The following is a 19,119-nucleotide window of genomic DNA, read 5'->3' as shown; positions in this document are numbered from 1 at the left end:
GAATGTTTCAGATCGCGTGCCATTCTGCTCCACCGTTTTTGCGCGCTTCCACCACCGGTCGCATGCTGGCTTCGCTATTGCGAGCGGTGTGCTCCAGCGCAATCTGATCATACTCGGACAAAAATGCAGCAAAAGCGCTTTTCAAGCCTTGGGCATCATCAGGCAGACTTTCCCGCGCTACGATCTCGCTCCACATCGCAGACGCGCTGAGTGGCGATTCCGAGGGCAGAACGCTTGGATCGGCTGCTTGTTCTTCAGACGCCTCTTCATTCGACTTCGCTTCGCCACTCAATTCAACCACTTTGGCTGGCGTGAGTGAGTTTGATTCCGGTTCCGGCTCGTATTCTTCTGTTGATTCCTCAGATTGCTCAGAAAGCAATGACGTAATCGACGAGATAGACACTTCGATGTCCGAAGCCGAGCTCTCCTCATCGACAAAAGTCTCCTCGGATGTAGAGGCTTCTACCGTTGCATCTTGTTCATCTTCGGGACCGAGAATAATTAGCTCCGCATCCTCTTGGTCCTCTTCTTCATCCATGAAAGCAAACTCATCGACGTCATGGGTCGGGTTCGCCAAAAGGTTCAGATCCAGCGGGTCATCGGATTGTTCTGAGAATACGGAACGCAGATCTTCATCAGCTGGTTCTGCTTCAGAGGTCATTTCGGCGCGCATCCGTTCTGCCTCGTCTACGTCAATTCGCGGGCGCTCAGCTTCTTCTGAGCGGCGCTCGACGCGGGCAGGGCGGATTGGAAAGCTTGTGACAACATCACTGCTCGCTTCAGCCGGAGTGTCAGCCAGCGGATCCTGATGCACCAACGGTACATCTTCCATTCGGCTTTCCGGATGCAAATGGCTCACTTTTGGTGCTTCGGACAGGGATTTATCAATTTGATAGCGGGCTAGCATATCCGCTCGCTTGTCCATAATATGCTCGGTGATCTCCAGGAAACTGTCGACCATCTTACCACCACCGCTGCGTGACCAAAGTTCGGCATCACCGGTTTTGTCACGGGCCATGATGGCATCACGGGCCGAGAACAGTATCGTGCGATTGAACAAATGACCCGCTTCGCGATTTACGCGGCGCAAGACCTTTTGCCTGTCTTTCTGATTTAAAGCATCCGCACGTGTCACCAGCAGCAGCGATTTGTGCTGCAGCCTTTCAGGCAGCGAAACCCAGGTGGCACGTTCAGTCTCGCGCCAGGCTTGTGTCGAGTGGGTGCACCACAACACACCATTGGCTTGGCCAACTGCACGCTGCCAGACATCCGTCGAAATCTTCGGGTCCGAAATCCCGGGTGTGTCGATCAAGTCGACCGCCTCAAGAATATCGGCCTCAAGGAAGATGCGAATGAACTGGGCGTCGTTGACACCAACCTGTTCAAGCTGATCCAACTCGATATTCTGCGTACTGCCATCATGGCGTTTGATATAAGCGGGTCGATTGCCCCAGCTGAACCAGATCGGCGGCAGCTGCGTAGCTGTGACCTGCGTTGGCAGTGCCTGTTTGCGCAGCAGGAAATTCATCAACGTCGATTTGCCTGCACTGAATTCCCCCATAAGCGCAAACACGGGTTTGCGGCGGGACCACTGCTCGATGCGGTTCCATGTCTTGGGAGAGACGAAGCGGGTTTGTGAATTTTTTACCATAACTCTTCTTATGCTGCTTCGTTACTAAGATCTTTCAGGATATCGCCCAGAATATCGTCGCGCGATTTCTGTGGCTTCTGCTCGGCGATCTGTGCCGCAGCCCTGTCAGGTGAATGCGAGATGCTGAGCAACGTGTCTTTCTGCTCGACCATAAAGTCGGTCAGCGTAGCACGTACATTCTCCAGCACGGCGGCAATCTGGTTCTCCTCGATATCTTTGGTGATCGAGTTCGCCTCAGATGCGATCAAGCGCGTGTAGTCTGCGGCATAGGCCTCAAAGCCCTTTCGGCGTTGCCACCATCGGCGCCACCAGGTGCTTTGCAGATCCAGCGCGATAGTGCGCCCAATCCCGAGTGGCGGAGGCACGCGTGGCACGATCGGAGCTTCGATATTGAATTCGCCCAAATGGTTGCCCAATAGTTTCTGGTACAGAGCCTCAACATCCGCCGCAGCAGCCGAATACAGCGCACCGGCTTCCTTGCGCATCGAACGGGCAAAGCTGAAATATGCGGCTTTCTGCAAAGTTCGCAGCCCGGCCGGGTCATATTGCCATGTACCCTGCTCTCCATTTTGCTCAAGATGTGAGATCAGAGAATCTGTTGCGCGCTTGACAAAATTCGCTTCTGCCGAGGCAAGTCGCTCCAGTACCTTGTCGCGCAGTTTGGTTGTCAGCTCGGAAGCTTTCTTTTCGTATTCGGCTGTAACCCTCGCAATCGCGTCTTCTGGCGACGCACCATCTAAATCCCGAACAATTCCATCCGAGTTTGACAAGGTCTTAGCAACAGCTGTCGCCCGAATCTGACTGGCGATATTGCGCGCCCGATGCCGGACGCGATCCAAAAGCCGCGTTCCGGCACCTTCGGCAATACGCTCATTCATCGCGAGCAACAAATCGGGCAGGCCGGAAAGCGCCCAGATCTTGTCGAGTGACGCCGCCTGATCGCCGAAACCGGCAGCCAGGTAGAAAGTGTTCAATGCCTCGCGCGATTCTTCTGTCAGAATGTCCGGATTTCCAGTGAGAGCTGCCTCAGCCCACAGGGCGCTGCCAAAGACAACGCTTGTGTTGGCGTCAATGTTGTTCTGCTTCAGGGTGTCCTGAATGCGATCGCGAATCTCGGGGACCTGATTGACCGGGTCAGACAGTTCATCAATCCGGTTCACAAACAGAATGATCTGCCGGTTTTCGAACTGAGCGATAATACGCATCAGCGCCATATCCATCGTGGTCAGTGCCTGGCTTGCAGCCAATACAACTATGCAAACCTCTGACCCTCGCAGGCTGCGTAAAGTGATCTGTTCGCGCACCATGAATGTATCGTTCACGCCCGGCGTATCGCAAAGCTTAAGCGAAATCGGATATTGCGGGATATCCATAAACAGCTCTGCCGATTTCGTCACATCCGCAAAACGACCCGTCTTTGGGTCGATATCTGGGTCATCCTCATCCCCAAGACAGACATACCGTTGGACAAGTTCATCATCGAAATAGTCATACTGGTGACTTTGGCCAAGGATCAGGTCGAAGTGTTTGCCCAACCTTTGCTCGGACTTAGACTTCATCTCCCCGATCTGACGGCGGATGTCATCCATCTCATCGTCAGCACCAGCACGGTTTGCGAGTTCGCCCAAGCGACCGCCGCCAACCATCAGGTTGTCCCATTCTTCCTGCTCGAAAAAGGTAAACTTGGACTTGGTGCCCCCTTCAGTCCGGGTATTGATATTCAGGGTGGTCACCACAGACGTCCATGGGTTCACATCCGAGGGTAGCAGATTTGGTCGCCCCGCCAGAATGTTGACGATGGACGATTTCCCGGCCTTTACCTGCCCCACCATTGTGACGCTGGCTGAAAAATTCTCCATTTTAGTCTTGAGCGCAGCGAGCCGCGCGGAAGAACGCGCATCCGCCACCTCTGTCAGTTGGTCGATCTGCGTCGTCAACGAAGTCATTGTCTCTGTCATTTCGGACAGAGCCTCGTTTCCTACAGACAGAAGGTGGTCGTTACGCGCCATGGTTAGCCTCCGGTACCTGTTGCGGCAAATTGGTCCCCTACCCCGTCCGGCAGGCTCGCAAGCGTGTCGATGCGCGCGATAAGGTCCAATGCGTTACCGAGGATCACAGCCTCGGTTTGCGGTGAAATTGATTCATATGCGAAGGAATCGGCAAGCACTTCGATAGAACTGAAGCCTTCCCCATTTTCCAGGCAGGCGACACGGCGCCCTGTTGGAAAATCTTCTGATTTGTTTGCCGGCAAAGGCATGCGGGCATTCGCCAGCAAATAGCGATTGCCCGAATGGGTTTTGAGCGCAACGCCGAAACCAGTTCCAGGATGCTGGCGGTTCAGAGTTTTTAGCTCGCCGATAAAATTTTCTCGGGCAAGACTTACAACGTCCTGCTCGGAAGCAGCGGATTTGATCAGGTTGGTCACGACAGAGACCCTTGTTCTGGAGTTGAGCAGAAACTCGCACGGTGCCAGAAGGCAAAAAGACTCATTAACTCCTGCGTTCAATCAATTACGATTTCCGCGGTGTTATTTTGACGCGAATAGGATATTTTGGCGTTTGAAATGTGGCACAAATAAGGTGATGGACCTCATAAATACCTCAACCTATAAGAGAATTCCTAAAAAGCACCCACCAACTGGACCCGCGACCGATTCCAATACTGACAACTCTAATCTGGTGCGCTGGATCAGAATTGAGTCTCAATATATCTTATATTTATTTGTTTTTTAACAAAATTAATCGATCCCCCTCACTAGGTGTAACTTTGCTTTAATTTCCTTCAGGCTACTCACACAACACCCAAAATATCACTCTGGCGACCCTTCGCCCACAAGCCTCGTGGTGAGCTCAACTTATAGGTGCAACACGCTTACGATCAAAAAAGGTCCACATGTTCACCTTTTGGAAACAATAATAATGTCAAGATTGAGCCTATTCTGACATCTCAACGAACAGAAAATCTCTGCACTTTGATCTAAATAAACCCGCCCTTCAAAGACATTTCCTTTTCGACGGATTGCCACTTCGGACTTGCACTCGGTTCTCAGGAGTTTGGATGAAGTGCAATTCGACGTCTTATTGTTTCTCGTGCGGCGATAATAATCTTGTGTATTGTCGCACTTTACCTCTCGCGCTCCCTCAAAAGCTTTGCTATTGAGCGCCTCGTCGCGATGCTTTGGCATCGGGTTGCGGGTGTGGCGAAATTGGTAGACGCACCAGATTTAGGTTCTGGCGCCGCAAGGCGTGGGGGTTCAAGTCCCTCCACCCGCACCACAAATCTTCACAGAATCGATTCGTTGCTCTGACGTTGGGTCGTCAAACTCAAACGCCGTAGCGTGCCATAAACATATCGACCGCCTGTATAGCAACCTCGTCAATCTCACTTTGGCTGAAACTGTTTTGGATACCAAAAGCGGCCCGTCCCCATAGCCTTACCTTACACAGCTCCGAAAACTGCTCGGCCGCAATATTGACGTCTTCGACAGCCAACTCTCCTTTTGCGACCGCTTTGGTCAGATACTCTGCCATCTGTCGCTGACCATTCTGAGGACCTGCCTCAAAGAACGCTTTGCCGAGTTCCGGGAACCTGTCGCGCTCGGCGACGCAAATGCGAAAGACTTGCTGCGCAAAGTCTGAAACCAGAAATGCAGTAAGCTGAGTTGCTGCAATTGTTAGCACCTCGCGCGCAGGTTTGGTCTCGTCAATCATTGACAGGATACGCTCGGACATTAACCGGCACTCAGTCTGGGCGACTTCGGTGAACAACAGACGCTTGTCGGGGAAGTAGCTATAGAGAGTGGCCTTCGACACGCCCGCTGATCGCGCAATGTCATCAACACTCGCGCCTTCGAACCCATCCGCCATGAACACCTCGCGCGCCCCGCGCAAAACCTGATCGAATTTTCGGCCTGTACGCAGGATGGCGGCGGCTTGAGTCATGATGTCTCCTGAATGCGATATTCTACAACACTATAAACCGTTCGGTTCAGTTTCAACGCAATTCAACTGGATCGCGGTTTTGTCACAACGTTTAACCGTCAAGAGTAGCTTCTGCCGCGCGTCGCCCTTGCGACCCCGGCCTATCATGTTAACACACAGCTATGGTCGAGATCTTTCTGCGCACATTACCCTTCTTCGCAATCATCGGCCTGGGATTTTGCGCCGGTCGCAGCCGATTTTTCCCGCCCGAGGCGACTGCCTATCTGACCAAGTTCGTATTTTTCTTCGCCTTATCTGCAATGCTGTTTCGATTTGCAGCCACCTTGCCCTTTGCCGAGATCTTCAATGGTCGTCTTGTGATCGGGTATCTGATTGGAACGGCGGGTGTTTATGCACTGGCGACGGCCGTCGCCTATCTGCGCGGATTGGATATTCCGACGGCTGCTGTTGAAGCCCAATGCGCCGCGATCGGCAATGTAGGGTTCCTGGGCTTGCCAATGCTGGCGCTCTTGTTTTCTGAAGCGGCCATAGGACCCGTGATGTTGGTTCTAACCGTTGATCTTGTTGTGTTTTCCTCTTTGATCGTAATTTTGATCAACGGTGGTCGAGATGGTCGGCTCGGTCTTGCGACGGTGCGCTTGATTGGGGTTGGCTTGCTGAAAAACCCAATGATCTTGTCAATCTCTGCCGGGTTGATCTGGTCGGCATTCAATGTGCCCGTCCCAGCCCCTTTGAACGACTTTCTAACAATTCTGGGGGGTGCGGCGACACCGGGTGCTTTGTTTGCCATTGGCGCGTCACTTGCCGACAAATCGGCGGAACGCATACAGATTGCGGGTTGGCTGAGTATTTGCAAACTGGTTCTGCATCCCTTTTTTGTCGCACTTATGGTGATCTGGCTGATTCCGGTTGCATCCTTTCCAGCCATGGTCGCCATCGCGGCGGCGTCTTTACCCGTTGCGGGCAATGTCTACATGCTGGCCGCGCATTACAGAGTGGCCCCACAGCGCGCATCCGCAGCAATCTTACTGTCGACTTTGGCCAGCATCCTGACTGTCCCGCTGGTAATTGGTTGGGTCAGCACCCTCTGATCTTCAAACTTTTCTAATAATCCACCCGCCGGTAGCACTCGCACTTTACGCGGACGCGACAGAGCGATAGCCATGACGCCGACACAACGTAAGGATCAGAGCGATGGAAACCCTTTCGGAAAATGCCTGTTTTGGCGGTGTGCAAGGCGTCTATCGCCATGCCTCCTCGGCTTGCAAATGTGATATGACATTTGGTCTTTTCCTTCCGGCCGAGGCAAAGGACGGCCCGGTTCCGATTTTGTGGTATCTATCAGGCCTGACCTGCACACATGAAAACGCAATGACCAAAGCCGGAGCGCAAGGCTGGGCGGCAGAACAGGGTATTGCTCTGGCGTTCCCCGATACGTCGCCTCGCGGAGATGGGGTCGCGGATCATGAAGACTATGACCTTGGTCAGGGCGCGGGATTCTACGTCAATGCTACACAAAAACCTTGGGCCCCTCACTTCAACATGTGGGACTATGTCGCCGAGGAACTACCTGCGCTGTTGGTAGAGAGCTTTGCAATTGATGCCGACCGCCAGGCAATCACCGGGCATTCGATGGGCGGACATGGTGCATTGACGCTGGCGATGAATCTGCCTGGGCGGTATCGGTCGGTTTCAGCCTTCTCGCCGATTTCAAACCCGATAGGGGCGGAGTGGGGTCGCAAGCAGCTCAGCGCCTATCTAGGCGATGATGAAGCGGCATGGGCTAAGCACGACGCGTCAGCGATGATGAAAAGTACCGGCTTCAACGGTCCCATCCTGATCGATACTGGTGCAAATGACCAATTCATGGACCTGCTGCGCCCAGAAGCATTGGCGCAGGCAATCGCCGAACGTCGCCAACAAGCCACCTATCGTCTGCAGCCGGGATATGATCATTCCTACTATTTCGTGTCCACCTTCATGGAGGACCACATCACCTTCCACGCCGAAGCATTGTATGGGGAATAAGGCATGAGCAAATATGATTATGACCTGATCATCATTGGCTCAGGTCCTTCGGGGCGCGCGGCGGCTATTCAGGCCGGAAAACTGCAGCGCAGGGTGCTGGTGATTGACCGCAAAGACCGTTTGGGCGGCGTTTCAGTGCATACTGGGACAATCCCGTCCAAAACTTTACGGGAAACAGTGCTGAACCTGTCAGGCTGGCGTGAACGCAGTTTTTATGGGCGCTCCTACCGGGTTAAGGATCAGATCAGCGCGGAAGATCTGAAGGCACGGCTACACATGACGCTCGATCATGAGGTCGACGTGCTGGAACACCAATTTAACCGAAACCATGTGGAAACGCTGAGCGGGCTAGCCAAGTTCATCGGACCGCATGAGGTTGAGGTCGCAACCGACGCAGGCGAAACAACGCGTTTGACAGCTGCAAAATTCCTGATCGCGACCGGCACCAAAACATATCGCCCCGACTACGTTCCCTTCAACGGCAAAACCGTCGTCGACGGAGATGACTTTCTAGAGATGGAAGAAATACCGCGTTCGCTTTGTGTGATCGGTGCCGGTGTGATCGGTGTTGAATACGCGACCATGTTCTCGGCGCTGGATGTTCGCGTTACGCTGATTGAACCACGCGAGACATTTCTAGATTTCATCGACAAGACGCTAATCCACGACTTCACACACCAAGTTCGTGAAAATGGTGTTGATCTGCGGTTGGGGTCGGCCGTCGAAAAGATCGAAGATGCGGGCGGTCATGTCGAGATTACACTGGACAACGGGCGCCATGTCCGGGCTGAGATGTTGTTGTTTGCTGCGGGGCGCATGGGTGCAACCTCGGCCCTGAACCTAGACGCTGTTGGGATTGAAACCGACCATCGCAATCGGATCAGCGTGGACCGAAAGAGTTATCAAACCTCGGTGCCTCATATCTATGCCACCGGAGATGTCATCGGGCATCCCTCGCTGGCCTCAACGTCTTTGCAGCAAGGGCGAGTCGCCGCCTGTCATGCGCTTGAGACACCGACCTTACCGGAAAGCCCCTGGTACCCGTATGGGATCTACTCGGTTCCCGAAATCTCGACTTGCGGCATGTCTGAGGAAGAACTGCAGGAACGTGGCATCCCCTACGAGGTCGGCGTGGCCCGGTTCCGCGAAACCTCGCGCGGGCATATCATGGGATTGGAGCATGGTATGCTGAAGATGCTGTTCTCGCTCAAGACCCGCCGCGTCTTAGGAGTGCAGATTGTAGGTGAAGGGGCGACAGAGCTAATCCATATTGCGCAGGCGGTGCTGAACCTGAAAGGCACGGTGGATTACTTCGTCCAAAATACGTTCAACTACCCGACTTTGGCCGAAGCTTACAAAATTGCGGGATTGGACGCTTTTAACCGGATGCCTATTCCCGAAGAGTTCAAGGTACGCAAATCCACCTCGAAGGCGAAAGTGTCGACAAAGGCCAAAGACACGTGACGACGCTTTACATCGATGGCGACGCTTGCCCTGTGAAGCCCGAGGCCGAACGCGTCGCAACCCGACACAAAGTGCCAATGGTCCTGGTCTCCAATGGTGGGCTGCGCCCCTCGACCAACCCGCTGGTGCAGGTGGTGATTGTCGCGGCCGGTGCGGATGAGGCGGATAAGTGGATCGCAGAGCGCTGCGGCGCAGGCGATATCGTGGTGACGTCAGACATCCCGCTTGCCGCGAAGTGCATTGAAGCCGATGCTCGTGTGCTCCGCCCGAACGGTGAGGCTTTTACGGCAGCCAATATCGGCCAGCAACTGGCGATGCGCGATCTGATGGCAGATCTTCGTGCTGCAAATCCTCTGGGAACTGGCGGCGGCGGCAAATCGTTCGGCAAAGCAGATCGATCGCGTTTTCTTGACGTGCTTGAGCGAGAGATACGCGCCGCATTGCGCGGGTAGCAATCCCGCCGGTCCGTGACGCTTCAAAGATGCGTAGCGTCCCGTTGGATCGTGCAGCGCGTACCACGCTGCGGATGGTGCTTGCATCTTCGTCCGGTGCTTGGTTCAGTCGGCGGCAATTGATTAGGTATGGGATTACCATATGACCATCGAAGCCGTAATATTTGACATCGGAAACGTACTGATCGAGTGGCAGCCCGAGCGCTACTATGATCGCGTGATCGGCGAGGATCGTCGTCGTGCCATGTTTGCCGAGGTCGATCTGCATGGAATGAATGATCTGGTGGATCAGGGCCATCACTTCACCGATACGATTTACAGATGGGCGGACAAGTACCCGGATTGGCGCGAGGAAATTCGGATGTGGCACGACAACTGGATCGAGCTGGCCGCGCCTGAAATCCCGCATTCAGCGCGACTGTTGCGAGCGCTGCGCACCAAGAAATTACCTGTTTTTGCGCTGACCAATTTTGGGGTTCAGAACTTCGACTATGCCACCACCGTTTATCCGTTTTTGAACGAATTTGATCGCCAGTATGTCTCGGGCCGGATGAAAGCAGTTAAGCCTCATACCCCTATTTATGAGATGGTTGAGGCCGATTGCGGCATCGACCCCGCCGCTCTTTTGTTTGCTGATGACAGGATCGAAAACCTCGAAACGGCCAAGGCGCGAGGGTGGCAGACTCATCACTTCATCGGCCCTGAAGGTTGGGCGGATCGGTTGGTGTCGGAGGGACTGTTGACCAAGGAAGAAGCCGTTTAGGTCAGGCTGCCACGCTAGCTGGTTCGCGGTTTTCCCGGATGGGCAGGTGAATGATGGCGCTGAAGGCCCCGATGGCGACTCCGATCCACCAAACCATGGTGTAATCACCAAATTGATCGTACATGCGTCCGCCCAGCCAGATGCCCAGGAAGCTACCGATTTGATGACTCAGGAATACGATGCCGTAGAGCGTTCCCATGTATCGAAGGCCATAAAGATGCGCGACAAGTCCAGACGTCAGCGGCACTGTTGCCAACCAAAGCGATCCCATCACCAGTGAAAACGCGATCACCGACAAAGGCGTGATTGGGAACACGATGAAAGCCCCTGCCGCAATCGTACGGCCAGTATACACAGCAGCTAGCAGATATTTCTTCGGAAAGTGGTTTCCCGCCCAACCTGCCAGAAGCGTTCCACCGATATTGGCCAACCCAATCAACGAAATGGCTATTGCACCCAGGGCCGATGTCGTGGTGATGCCCATTGAATACAACAGGCCCCCGGGCTGGATCGGGCCACACATCTCGGTAACAAAGGCGGGAAAATGCGCAGTGACAAAGCCCAGTTGATAGCCACAGCTGAAAAAACCAATTGCAATCAGTGAATACGAAGGGTCGCGGAAAGCTTTAGCAAGGATTTGCCCCATGCTTTCTTCGAGCTCAGTTTTGCTGATCGGTAGAGGCGCCCGCATAAACGGCAAGGATAGGATCAAAGCGAGAATTGCTGCGGCAAAGACAAGGAATACCTGCTGCCAGGGCAGAAAAGTCAGCAACCATTCGGCCGTCGGAGCACCGATAACCTGCCCGAAGCTGCCCGCCGCTGTGACAATCGCCAGTGACATTGACCGGTTCGCGTCGGATGAGGCACGACCAACAACCGCTAGCACAACGCCAAACCCTGTTCCGGCGATCCCGAAACCAACAAGCCACGCATAGATTTGATGTTCAAATGGTGTGACAGACCAAGCCGTCAGCACCATACCCGCAGCATAGGTCAAAGCACCCAGAATAATGGCGCGCCGATCACCGATCTTTTCCGCGATAGCACCAAAGATCGGCTGACCGATTCCCCAGGCCAGATTCTGAATCGCTATGGCCATAGAAAAATCGCTACGCAGCCAGCCGAATTCATCTGCTATTGGGATTTGAAACACACCAAAAGAAGCGCGCACCGCAAAGCCGACGGTAATGACGATGCAACCGACGATCAGGATCGGATTCATCAGGCGGGTAGATTGCGGCATTGGGCCTCCAGGGAGTGGTTCGTAAAGACGTTAGCGGCGCAACCATACACGTCAATTCAGGAGTTTTGCGACGCCAGTTCAGCAAAATTGATGTGTCGGGAAAAAGGTTTCTTTTCAATACGTGAACTGGGCGGTATGGCTCAAGACATGACGGATTTAACTTCGCTCTACGAAGATCGCATCGCCGATGGTTCTCTGACACGGGATGACGCCCAGGAAGCGGTGCTACCCCGGTTTGATCGCATTCGGGCGGCACTAGCTGAACCGGTTAAGCGTAGTTTTTTTCGCAAGGCCACTCCACCGCCCAAAGGCTTGTATCTTTGGGGTGGCGTCGGGCGCGGCAAGTCAATGCTGATGGACATGTTTGTCGAGACACTGGGCGATATCCCGGTTCGTAGGGTCCATTTCCACGCATTCATGCAGGAAATTCACGCAGGCTTGCACAAGGCACGTGAAGACGGTGTCGAAGATGCGCTGGCGCCGGTCGCCGATGCCGTGGTCAAGTCTGTGCGTGTTCTGGCTTTTGATGAGATGCAGATCACCGATATCACAGATGCAATGATCGTCGGACGGCTATTTGATATGCTTCATAGTGGTGGGGTTGTTGTTGTCACGACCTCAAACCGCCATCCGGATGATCTGTACAAGGATGGGCTGAACCGGCAACTGTTCCTGCCCTTCATCCAGCACATCAAAGAACAACTGGAAGTATGGGAGCTGGTTTCACCCACCGACTACAGGCAGAACCGGCTTGAAGGTTCTCCGGTCTATTTCACACCTATCGGACCCGAGGCGCGAGAGAAGATTCGTGCTGTGTGGAATGATTTGTCAGGTGGGCCGGCGGAGCCTTTGGCTTTGCAGGTCAAGGGACGCGAAGTTGTTCTGCCCGCGTTCCGAAACGGAGTGGCGCGAGCATCGTTTTATGATCTTTGCGGACGGATGCTGGGCCCCGGTGACTATTTGGCAATAGCGGAAGCGCTGAAGGTGCTGGTGTTGGAAGACATCCCGCGATTGTCACGCAACAATTTTAACGAGGCCAAGCGCTTCGTGACCCTGATTGACGCTCTGTATGAGGGGAAGGTCCGGCTAATCAGTTCTGCCGCTGCCGAGCCCGAGATGCTGTACGTCGAAGGGGAAGGTACGTTCGAGTTCGAACGTACAGCGTCACGGCTGCGTGAGATGCAGGATAAGGATTGGGGGAAATAGGGTACCTCGCCCCCGCCCAAGCTAAATGGGCGGGTTCCCCGGAGTATTTTTGACCGAGTACCGGATCAGGCGTTTTCTCGGAGAATGTTCCCTGCGAGATAAAGGGACCCGCAAATCAAAACCCGCGCGTGAGGGGTTTGGGCAGTGATTGCCGCGAGCGCCTCGGCAACGCTGTCAGCGGTTGTTGCGGTCAGATTCACTTTGGCGGCTGCAGCGGCTGTGTCTTCAGCGCTAAGCGTATTCTGTTCGCCGGGAATGGACACAGCGGTCAACCCGGCAGCTTTTGTGGCCAAAGGTGCGAGATAGCCAGTGACATCCTTGGTGTTTAACATACCGCAAATCATATGCGTCGGTCGTCCTGGCAAAGACGATAAAACATCAGCCAACGCCGCCCCTGCAGCTGCATTGTGACCGCCATCAAGCCACAGCTCGGCTTGAGGGGCTTGCTCGACCAGAGGGCCGGTTTTCAACCGCTGCATTCGGGCAGGCCATTCGGCTTTGGTGACCGCAGCCTCGTAGGCATCATCACCCATTTGTAGGTGGCGCAATGCAGCCAAAGCGGCACCTGCGTTATGAATTTGATGGCCTCCCAACAGGTTGGGCATGGGCAGATCGCGCAACCCGGTTTCATCCTGATAGATCAGGCGGCCATTTTCCGTGTGCACATGCCAGTGCTGGCCGTATATGAACAGCGGAGCGCCAAGACGAGCTGCGGTGTATTCGATGACTTCCAGCGCCTCATCCTGTTGCGGGCCGACAATACAGGGAACCCCTGGCTTGATGATCCCCGCCTTTTCAGCGGCGATCTTGCCAAGTGTATCGCCAAGAAACTGCTCATGGTCGATTGAGACGGGTGTGATTACCGTCAACGCAGGTTGATCAATCACATTCGTGGCGTCCAGTCGCCCGCCCAATCCAACCTCAAGCAACGTATAATCGGCTTTCGAACGAGAAAACGCGAGCAGTGCAGCGCTGGTTGTGATTTCAAAATAGGTGATGTTTTCACCACCATTGGCGGCATAACACTCGTCCAGAACGGCGGTGAGGTCGGCTTCGGAAATCAACTCACCACCCAACCGGATTCGTTCGTGAAACCGGGCCAGATGTGGAGACGTATAGGCATGGACCGCGCGCCCTGCCCCCTCAAGACCTGCCCGGATCATGGCTTGGGTCGAGCCTTTGCCGTTGGTTCCAGCGATATGGATGACAGGCGGCAGTTTTGTTTGCGGATTGTCGAGCGCAGCCAGTAAACGCCAAACCCGGTCCAAGGTCAGATCAATGATCTTGGGGTGCAGCGCCATCATCCGGTCGAGGATGACATCCGAGGATTGGGCGGTCATTTTTTGACCACTTCCTCAGCAGGCGCCTCTGAAGTGGCCTCTTCGGATTCAGGCGCGGGTAAGTCGCCTTTGATCGCCGGGGGCTGATTCATAAGCATGCGGGTGATCGTGATCAATTCTTCCCGCATCTCGGTACGTTTCGTCACGCGATCAAGCATGCCGTGATCCAACAGATATTCGGCGCGCTGGAAACCTTCAGGCAGTTTTTCGCGGATCGTCTGTTCGATAACGCGTGGTCCGGCGAAACAGATCAATGCATTGGGCTCCGAAATGTGAACGTCACCCAGCATGGCATAAGATGCGGTGACGCCGCCTGTGGTTGGGTGGGTCAGGACAACGATATAGGGCAGGTTTGCCTCTTTGAGCATTTCGACTGCCACCGTTGTGCGGGGCATTTGCATAAGGCTCAGAATACCTTCCTGCATCCGCGCACCGCCCGCAGCCGAGAACAGGATCAGCGGGCGTTTCAGTTTAACCGCCTCTTGAGCGGCGGCGATGATGGCGTTGCCGACATACATGCCCATCGATCCGCCCATGAACGAGAAATCCTGCGCGGCAGCTACAATCGGCGTGCGACCTATCTCGCCAAGGGCAACCAACATCGCCTCTTTCTCGCCGGTCTTTTTCTGAGCAGCCTTCATCCGGTCGGGATATTTTTTCTGATCGCGGAACTGCAGCGGATCATCTTTTGGGGCCGGAACCTCAACTTCCGAGAAAATACCGCCGTCAAACAGATGCGTGAATCGGTCCCGTGGTGTGATCGCCATATGATGGCCGCACTGGGTGCAGACATTCTGGTTCTCCGCCAGTTCGCGATGAAACAGCATGGTTCCACATTCGCCGCACTTGTGCCAAAGGTTTTCAGGCACTTCGCGGCGCGAAAAGATCGAGTTGATCCGGGGGCGTACGTAGTTTGTGATCCAGTTCATGTGGGAACCTTGATATTGCGGCGTTGACGTCAAATAAGACGCAATGCCCGGAAATGCAATCAGCGCCTGAGGACCAATCTCGCAGTGAGCCACCCAACGACCATCAGCGCGAAGTCTACAAACAACCAGGGTCTGAGCGCATCCGCATCGGATGCCTCGTAAGGCAGGTGAAACAAGGCCAAGCCCCCAAGGTTGTCGGGCAGAGAAATGACCAGAAGTGCGGCAAAGTTGTTAAAAAAATGCAGCGCAATGGCAGGTCCAAGTGTCCCTGCCCGCGCAGTCAGATCAGCGGTCAGGAATCCGAAGGTAAGGGCCCAGATGGAAATCAGGATCGCATTATCACCAACGGTGGCAGGACTATAATGACCTGCAGCGAACAAGATCGACGGCAGCCCCATCCAGATAACTGGAGACCGGAACCGCGCAGCGAGACTTTGTTGAAGGTAGCCGCGAAACAGAATTTCTTCGGCGCTCGTCTGAATGAAAACCGCACCCAAGGACAAAGGTAACAGTAGAAGCCATTTGGACCAGCCAAGGTTGACTAACAATGGTTCACCCAGATCGTAGGGCGGTAACGCCAATATTACGAAACTAAGTATGAGCAGCGCGCGTAGGACGCGCCAGAACTGCCGCAGGGCGATCGACTGATTTCCGACGATGGAAGACAGCGAACGGTGCTGAAACAATCTTGCACCCAGCGCGACCCCCAGCGTGGCGAAAATAAAACTGGCTAGCACGATAAGCAGTGCAAATGGGGAAGACCCCGTGAGAAAGGCAGCCGCTGATCCAGGCGGGCCCAGGCTGACGACAGTAGCAAATAAAATTGCGTTGAGCGTCACCACAACCACTGCTACCAGCGTTAACCCTGCCAAAAGACGCCAGATCTCTGGATGCCTGCTGGCGTCCTCAATCAGGTGTTGATGGCATTTATAAGCGCCGGGCTGTTCTCTAGTGTTCATCGTTTCGCTCAACATCTGTCACAGGCGGTTCTTCACCAATCAGCGTGCTACCGTCACGCAGCCGTTCTGAAACGGTGGTCAGATAGCCGGCCACCGTTTCAAGGAGCCTCACCGCCACACCTGCATCACTTTCGATTACTGCCCGTAATTCTTCGGCACCAATTCGTAGGAAGGAACAATCCGTGAGAGCCACCAGATCCAATTGGCGAGGCTCATTGGTAATGATCGCCAAATCACCGATCAGGCGCCCTGGCTCTACCGTCGAGATCGAGCGGTTTTCACCGTGCTCATTGATCCAGTTCACGCTGGCCTTACCAGAGATACACAAATAGGCTGCATCCGGCGCCTGACCACGCGCAAATATGGTTTGACCAGCCGCCGCCTCGTACCATTGGGCCGAAAAGGCAAGAAGCCGTTGGTTGCGCCCGTCCAAGCGTGCAAACAACTCGGTAGAAGAAATGATCTTTAGCTTTCGGCTCAGATCATCCGACGTGTCATCCTCACCAGTTGTGGCAACACGCGACACACCGTCAATTCGACCATCTTTGATTTCCACAAACAAATCATAGGCTTCAGGATGGGCGAAGTGATCCTCCATGAAAATCATAACTGAATCGGGCAACAATTCGCGTAATTTCAGGCGGGTTCTCAAGCGGCTCTCTGAATCATGGCTGGCCAGCGCTTTGTCTAGGATCAATATATCCGGTCGCTTTATTCCCGCTCGTGAAAACGCAGCGCGTTCCTGAAAAACAGTTGGCAGGTTGTTCCCGCCCAGTCCGGACGGCAGGTCATATATGATTGCGGCAGCCCTGCGACGTAGCCCAGCCTCGTTCAGTACTTCGGCCACAAGATCTTCGATCTCTTCGGCCTGAGCCCCGGCCATGATCGAGACGCGACCATACAGAGCATTCTCCATGGCTGTCAGGCGTGGAACATAGGTGTCCGGCGACACCGGGATAAACATTGACCCCATGGCTGCCCGCAACCGTTCAGCCTGAGTGCGACGGATGGAAAGGATCTTTTCCTTGTATTCCTCAGGGAAGCTGGGGCCAATTTGCTCGGCTGTCAGCATGAACGGCACGGTCAGCAGAAGTGCGCGTTCCTGATCACCGATAGAGTCATCTCCTTTGGTCTTGCGGCGCTCTTCGATATCCAGCAGACGGTGATACATGTCCTTCGTCATGCCGAGCCTTAGAAACAGCGGGTGATCAGCGCCGTCACGCCCGAAAGTCTGGTTCAAGGTTTCCAGTACAGCCTCGGCAATCCCGAGCGCATCACCATCAAGATCATTGGCCCTGAGCAGCGATAGGAACCGGTCATCACCTGCAAGGATGTCAGGCGCTATGTCCTGCGTTGGCGAGGCAAAAAGCAGGTTACCACCCAAAGGAACCGCTGGATTGAACTGGTCCGGATCGAACCGGTAAACATATTTGTCCAACCCTCGCTCCTGCAGTCGGGTCGCAACAGTACCACGCAGATTGACGATTTCCTCTGCCAGCGCCGGGTGCACTTTCGGATCGAATTGAGAACGCAACGTTCGGCGAAACATAAATTCATCGATGCCCATAGCTTCGACAAGCTGGAACCACCAGTCGCGAATGTCTTCGATGTCGTCGAGACCCGCTAGACCTGGGTCGATCCATTCATCAGACAAGGAATCCGGAGGGTTCCCTGCCCGAACCGCCTCGATTTGACGGCGCGAGGGCACTCTGAGCGCATCTTGTTCGTGCTGAGGATGCGTGCGCAATGGCATCAAGAGGTTGTCCCCCAGCGTTCCGTCAAACAAATACGGTCGTGAGTAAGCATAGCCGATCCTTGCGGCAATCACCGCTTGATGAAGGTCGCTCAGGTTATGACCGGCCATCAAGACCTCTCCCTGAACCGGAAGCAGCTCGCGCGTCAGTAGCTGCGCAAGCGCACTACGCTCAGAGGCGTGTTTGGACTGAATGGCGATCCGGGCCCCTTTCGGAATTGTCAGATCGATATCTTCGAGGATCGTTTTGCCGTCATCGTCACGAACCGTCACGTTTCGCAACTCGATATCCCCGGTGAGATGCGGGATGGTATCTGGAACGCCATCAAACAACCGCTCAGGTATCATGTTTGAAGGCGCAAAACGCTCGATCACGATCTCCCAGCGCAGCGACATATCCTGCACCTGATTGTAGTAGGTCAACAGGTCTTTCCACGGGCCGCTGAGGTCCTTGTAGGCACCAAGCGCGGCCACCAGCGCGCCCACTGTCACCTCACCGGTGATCGCCAGATACCCGCCCACCGAGTAAAATAAAAAGGGCGTAATCTGAGTGATCAGATTATTGAGGAATTTCATAAAGAACTTTTTGTTGTAGATCTTGAAACGGATCTCGAACAAGGTTCCCAGACGATGGCTGAACTGCGCCAGTCTATAGCGCCAGCCACCGTTGGTGCGCAGGTCGCTTATCCCGGCAGCGCTTTCCCCGATTTCAGAGCTCAGCCGCCTGACCTCCTGAATGCGGTCTTTGTTCAGCAGGTTGATCTGGCGTTGCAGCTTGGGGATCAGCCAGGCCTGCAGTGGGATCAGTGCTATACTGGCAAGCCCGAACCAGACGCTTTGCATGAACAAAAAGGTGACGATGGTCATCATTTGACCAAACTGAAACACCGGCTGCGCTATTGCATCGCCCATCAGCCCGCCCATTGGCTCGGCCTCGGAAGTAATCATCGACACCAGCTCACCCTGACTGGTTGTCGCAAAATAGGATTTGGGAAAACGCATAGAGCGACTGATCAGAGTAAAGCGAAGACGCCGCAACATCCGTTCGGCCAAAATGCCTTTCATAGTGTTGATGCGCATTTTCATGACACCGCTGGCGATCACCGTCGCCAGGAAGGCAAAACACAGAATCATCAGGTACTGCACCTGGCTCACAGTGATTCCAAGCACAGTCACAGTGTCCGTTGGTGCACCAATAGCATCGTTGATAATCTGCTTTGGAAGCTCCAAAGAGGCATAGAGAAACGGAAATGATAAAATCGTCAAACACAGCAGTACCAGTTGCTGTTTCTTCGAATACTTCCAGATGAATGAAAATAGGGTGGGTTCCATGCCCCTGCCTCGTCGTGACTTTAATTGATCTGGGGCCATTTCGCCAGAACGCCGACGG

Annotated in this window: 15 protein-coding genes and 1 tRNA gene; 7 read left to right on the top strand and 9 right to left on the bottom strand. The window is 54.3% G+C overall.

The window, feature by feature from the left end; genetic code table 11:
* Positions 1-7: 7 nt before the first annotated feature.
* Genes G7G_RS0110930 through G7G_RS0110920 form a run of 3 tightly spaced genes read right to left on the bottom strand, consistent with a single transcriptional unit; the run spans position 8 to position 4,076 of the window.
* Positions 8-1,651: a dynamin family protein gene (locus tag G7G_RS0110930; RefSeq protein WP_010441393.1), complete on the bottom strand. Its 1,644-nt coding sequence runs from the start codon at positions 1,649-1,651 to the stop codon at positions 8-10.
* An 8-nt stretch (positions 1,652-1,659) separates the two neighbouring features.
* Complete coding sequence (locus G7G_RS0110925; RefSeq protein ID WP_010441391.1) at positions 1,660-3,660, bottom strand: dynamin family protein; 2,001 nt, start codon at positions 3,658-3,660, stop codon at positions 1,660-1,662.
* A gap of 2 nt (positions 3,661-3,662) precedes the next feature.
* Entirely contained in the window at positions 3,663-4,076 is a 414-nt protein-coding gene (locus G7G_RS0110920) for a hypothetical protein (protein ID WP_010441389.1), read from the bottom strand.
* A 765-nt stretch (positions 4,077-4,841) separates the two neighbouring features.
* Between G7G_RS0110920 and G7G_RS0110915 the strand changes: the two genes are divergently transcribed.
* A tRNA-Leu gene (locus tag G7G_RS0110915) sits at positions 4,842-4,926 on the top strand.
* Positions 4,927-4,974: 48 nt separating this feature from the next.
* Here G7G_RS0110915 and G7G_RS0110910 read toward each other — a convergent pair.
* Entirely contained in the window at positions 4,975-5,592 is a 618-nt protein-coding gene (locus G7G_RS0110910) for a TetR/AcrR family transcriptional regulator (protein ID WP_010441387.1), read from the bottom strand.
* Positions 5,593-5,753: 161 nt separating this feature from the next.
* Here G7G_RS0110910 and G7G_RS0110905 point away from each other — a divergent pair, with 161 nt between their 5' ends.
* The 5 genes from G7G_RS0110905 (at position 5,754) to G7G_RS0110885 (ending at position 10,299) form a co-directional block, all read left to right on the top strand.
* Positions 5,754-6,683 (top strand): AEC family transporter, encoded by a 930-nt coding sequence (locus tag G7G_RS0110905; RefSeq protein ID WP_010441385.1) that lies wholly within the window; start codon positions 5,754-5,756, stop codon positions 6,681-6,683.
* Between the two features lie 103 nt (positions 6,684-6,786).
* The gene (gene fghA, locus G7G_RS0110900) at positions 6,787-7,620 is read left to right on the top strand and encodes an S-formylglutathione hydrolase (RefSeq protein ID WP_010441384.1); all 834 of its coding nucleotides are present in this window, start codon (positions 6,787-6,789) and stop codon (positions 7,618-7,620) included.
* A 3-nt stretch (positions 7,621-7,623) separates the two neighbouring features.
* The gene (sthA, locus tag G7G_RS0110895; RefSeq protein WP_010441381.1) at positions 7,624-9,084 is read left to right on the top strand and encodes a Si-specific NAD(P)(+) transhydrogenase; all 1,461 of its coding nucleotides are present in this window, start codon (positions 7,624-7,626) and stop codon (positions 9,082-9,084) included.
* Positions 9,081-9,536, top strand: a complete 456-nt coding sequence (locus tag G7G_RS0110890) for a YaiI/YqxD family protein (RefSeq protein ID WP_010441380.1) — start codon at positions 9,081-9,083, stop codon at positions 9,534-9,536. Before sthA ends, G7G_RS0110890 begins: the two co-directional genes overlap by 4 nt.
* A gap of 142 nt (positions 9,537-9,678) precedes the next feature.
* On the top strand, positions 9,679-10,299 hold the full coding sequence (locus G7G_RS0110885; RefSeq protein ID WP_010441379.1) for an HAD family hydrolase: 621 nt from the start codon (positions 9,679-9,681) through the stop codon (positions 10,297-10,299).
* 1 nt (position 10,300) lies between these two features.
* Here the strand turns inward: G7G_RS0110885 and G7G_RS0110880 are convergent, their stop codons facing one another.
* Positions 10,301-11,542: an MFS transporter gene (locus tag G7G_RS0110880; protein WP_010441377.1), complete on the bottom strand. Its 1,242-nt coding sequence runs from the start codon at positions 11,540-11,542 to the stop codon at positions 10,301-10,303.
* Between the two features lie 147 nt (positions 11,543-11,689).
* On the opposite strand from G7G_RS0110880, the gene zapE reads away from it, so the two are divergent.
* Complete coding sequence (gene zapE, locus G7G_RS0110875) at positions 11,690-12,748, top strand: cell division protein ZapE (RefSeq protein WP_029621927.1); 1,059 nt, start codon at positions 11,690-11,692, stop codon at positions 12,746-12,748.
* Between the two features lie 65 nt (positions 12,749-12,813).
* On the opposite strand, the gene G7G_RS0110870 is transcribed toward zapE, so the two are convergent.
* Genes G7G_RS0110870 through G7G_RS22940 form a run of 4 tightly spaced genes read right to left on the bottom strand, consistent with a single transcriptional unit; the run spans position 12,814 to position 19,061 of the window.
* A complete protein-coding gene (locus G7G_RS0110870; protein ID WP_010441372.1) occupies positions 12,814-14,088 on the bottom strand; it encodes a bifunctional folylpolyglutamate synthase/dihydrofolate synthase in 1,275 nt (424 codons plus the stop codon).
* Entirely contained in the window at positions 14,085-15,017 is a 933-nt protein-coding gene (gene accD / locus G7G_RS0110865) for an acetyl-CoA carboxylase, carboxyltransferase subunit beta (protein WP_029621926.1), read from the bottom strand. Before accD ends, G7G_RS0110870 begins: the two co-directional genes overlap by 4 nt.
* Before the next feature lie 59 nt (positions 15,018-15,076).
* Positions 15,077-15,976 carry a CPBP family intramembrane glutamic endopeptidase gene (locus G7G_RS0110860; protein WP_010441368.1) on the bottom strand — a complete coding sequence of 300 codons (900 nt, stop codon included), beginning with the start codon at positions 15,974-15,976 and terminating at the stop codon, positions 15,077-15,079.
* Positions 15,966-19,061, bottom strand: a complete 3,096-nt coding sequence (locus G7G_RS22940; RefSeq protein ID WP_010441366.1) for an ABC transporter transmembrane domain-containing protein — start codon at positions 19,059-19,061, stop codon at positions 15,966-15,968. Before G7G_RS22940 ends, G7G_RS0110860 begins: the two co-directional genes overlap by 11 nt.
* Between the last annotated feature and the right edge of the window lie 58 nt (positions 19,062-19,119).

This window comes from Ruegeria conchae, assembly GCF_000192475.1.
GTDB lineage: Bacteria > Pseudomonadota > Alphaproteobacteria > Rhodobacterales > Rhodobacteraceae > Ruegeria > Ruegeria conchae.
Note: the sequence above shows the minus strand (reverse complement) of the source record. Positions and strands in the feature narration are given on the sequence as shown.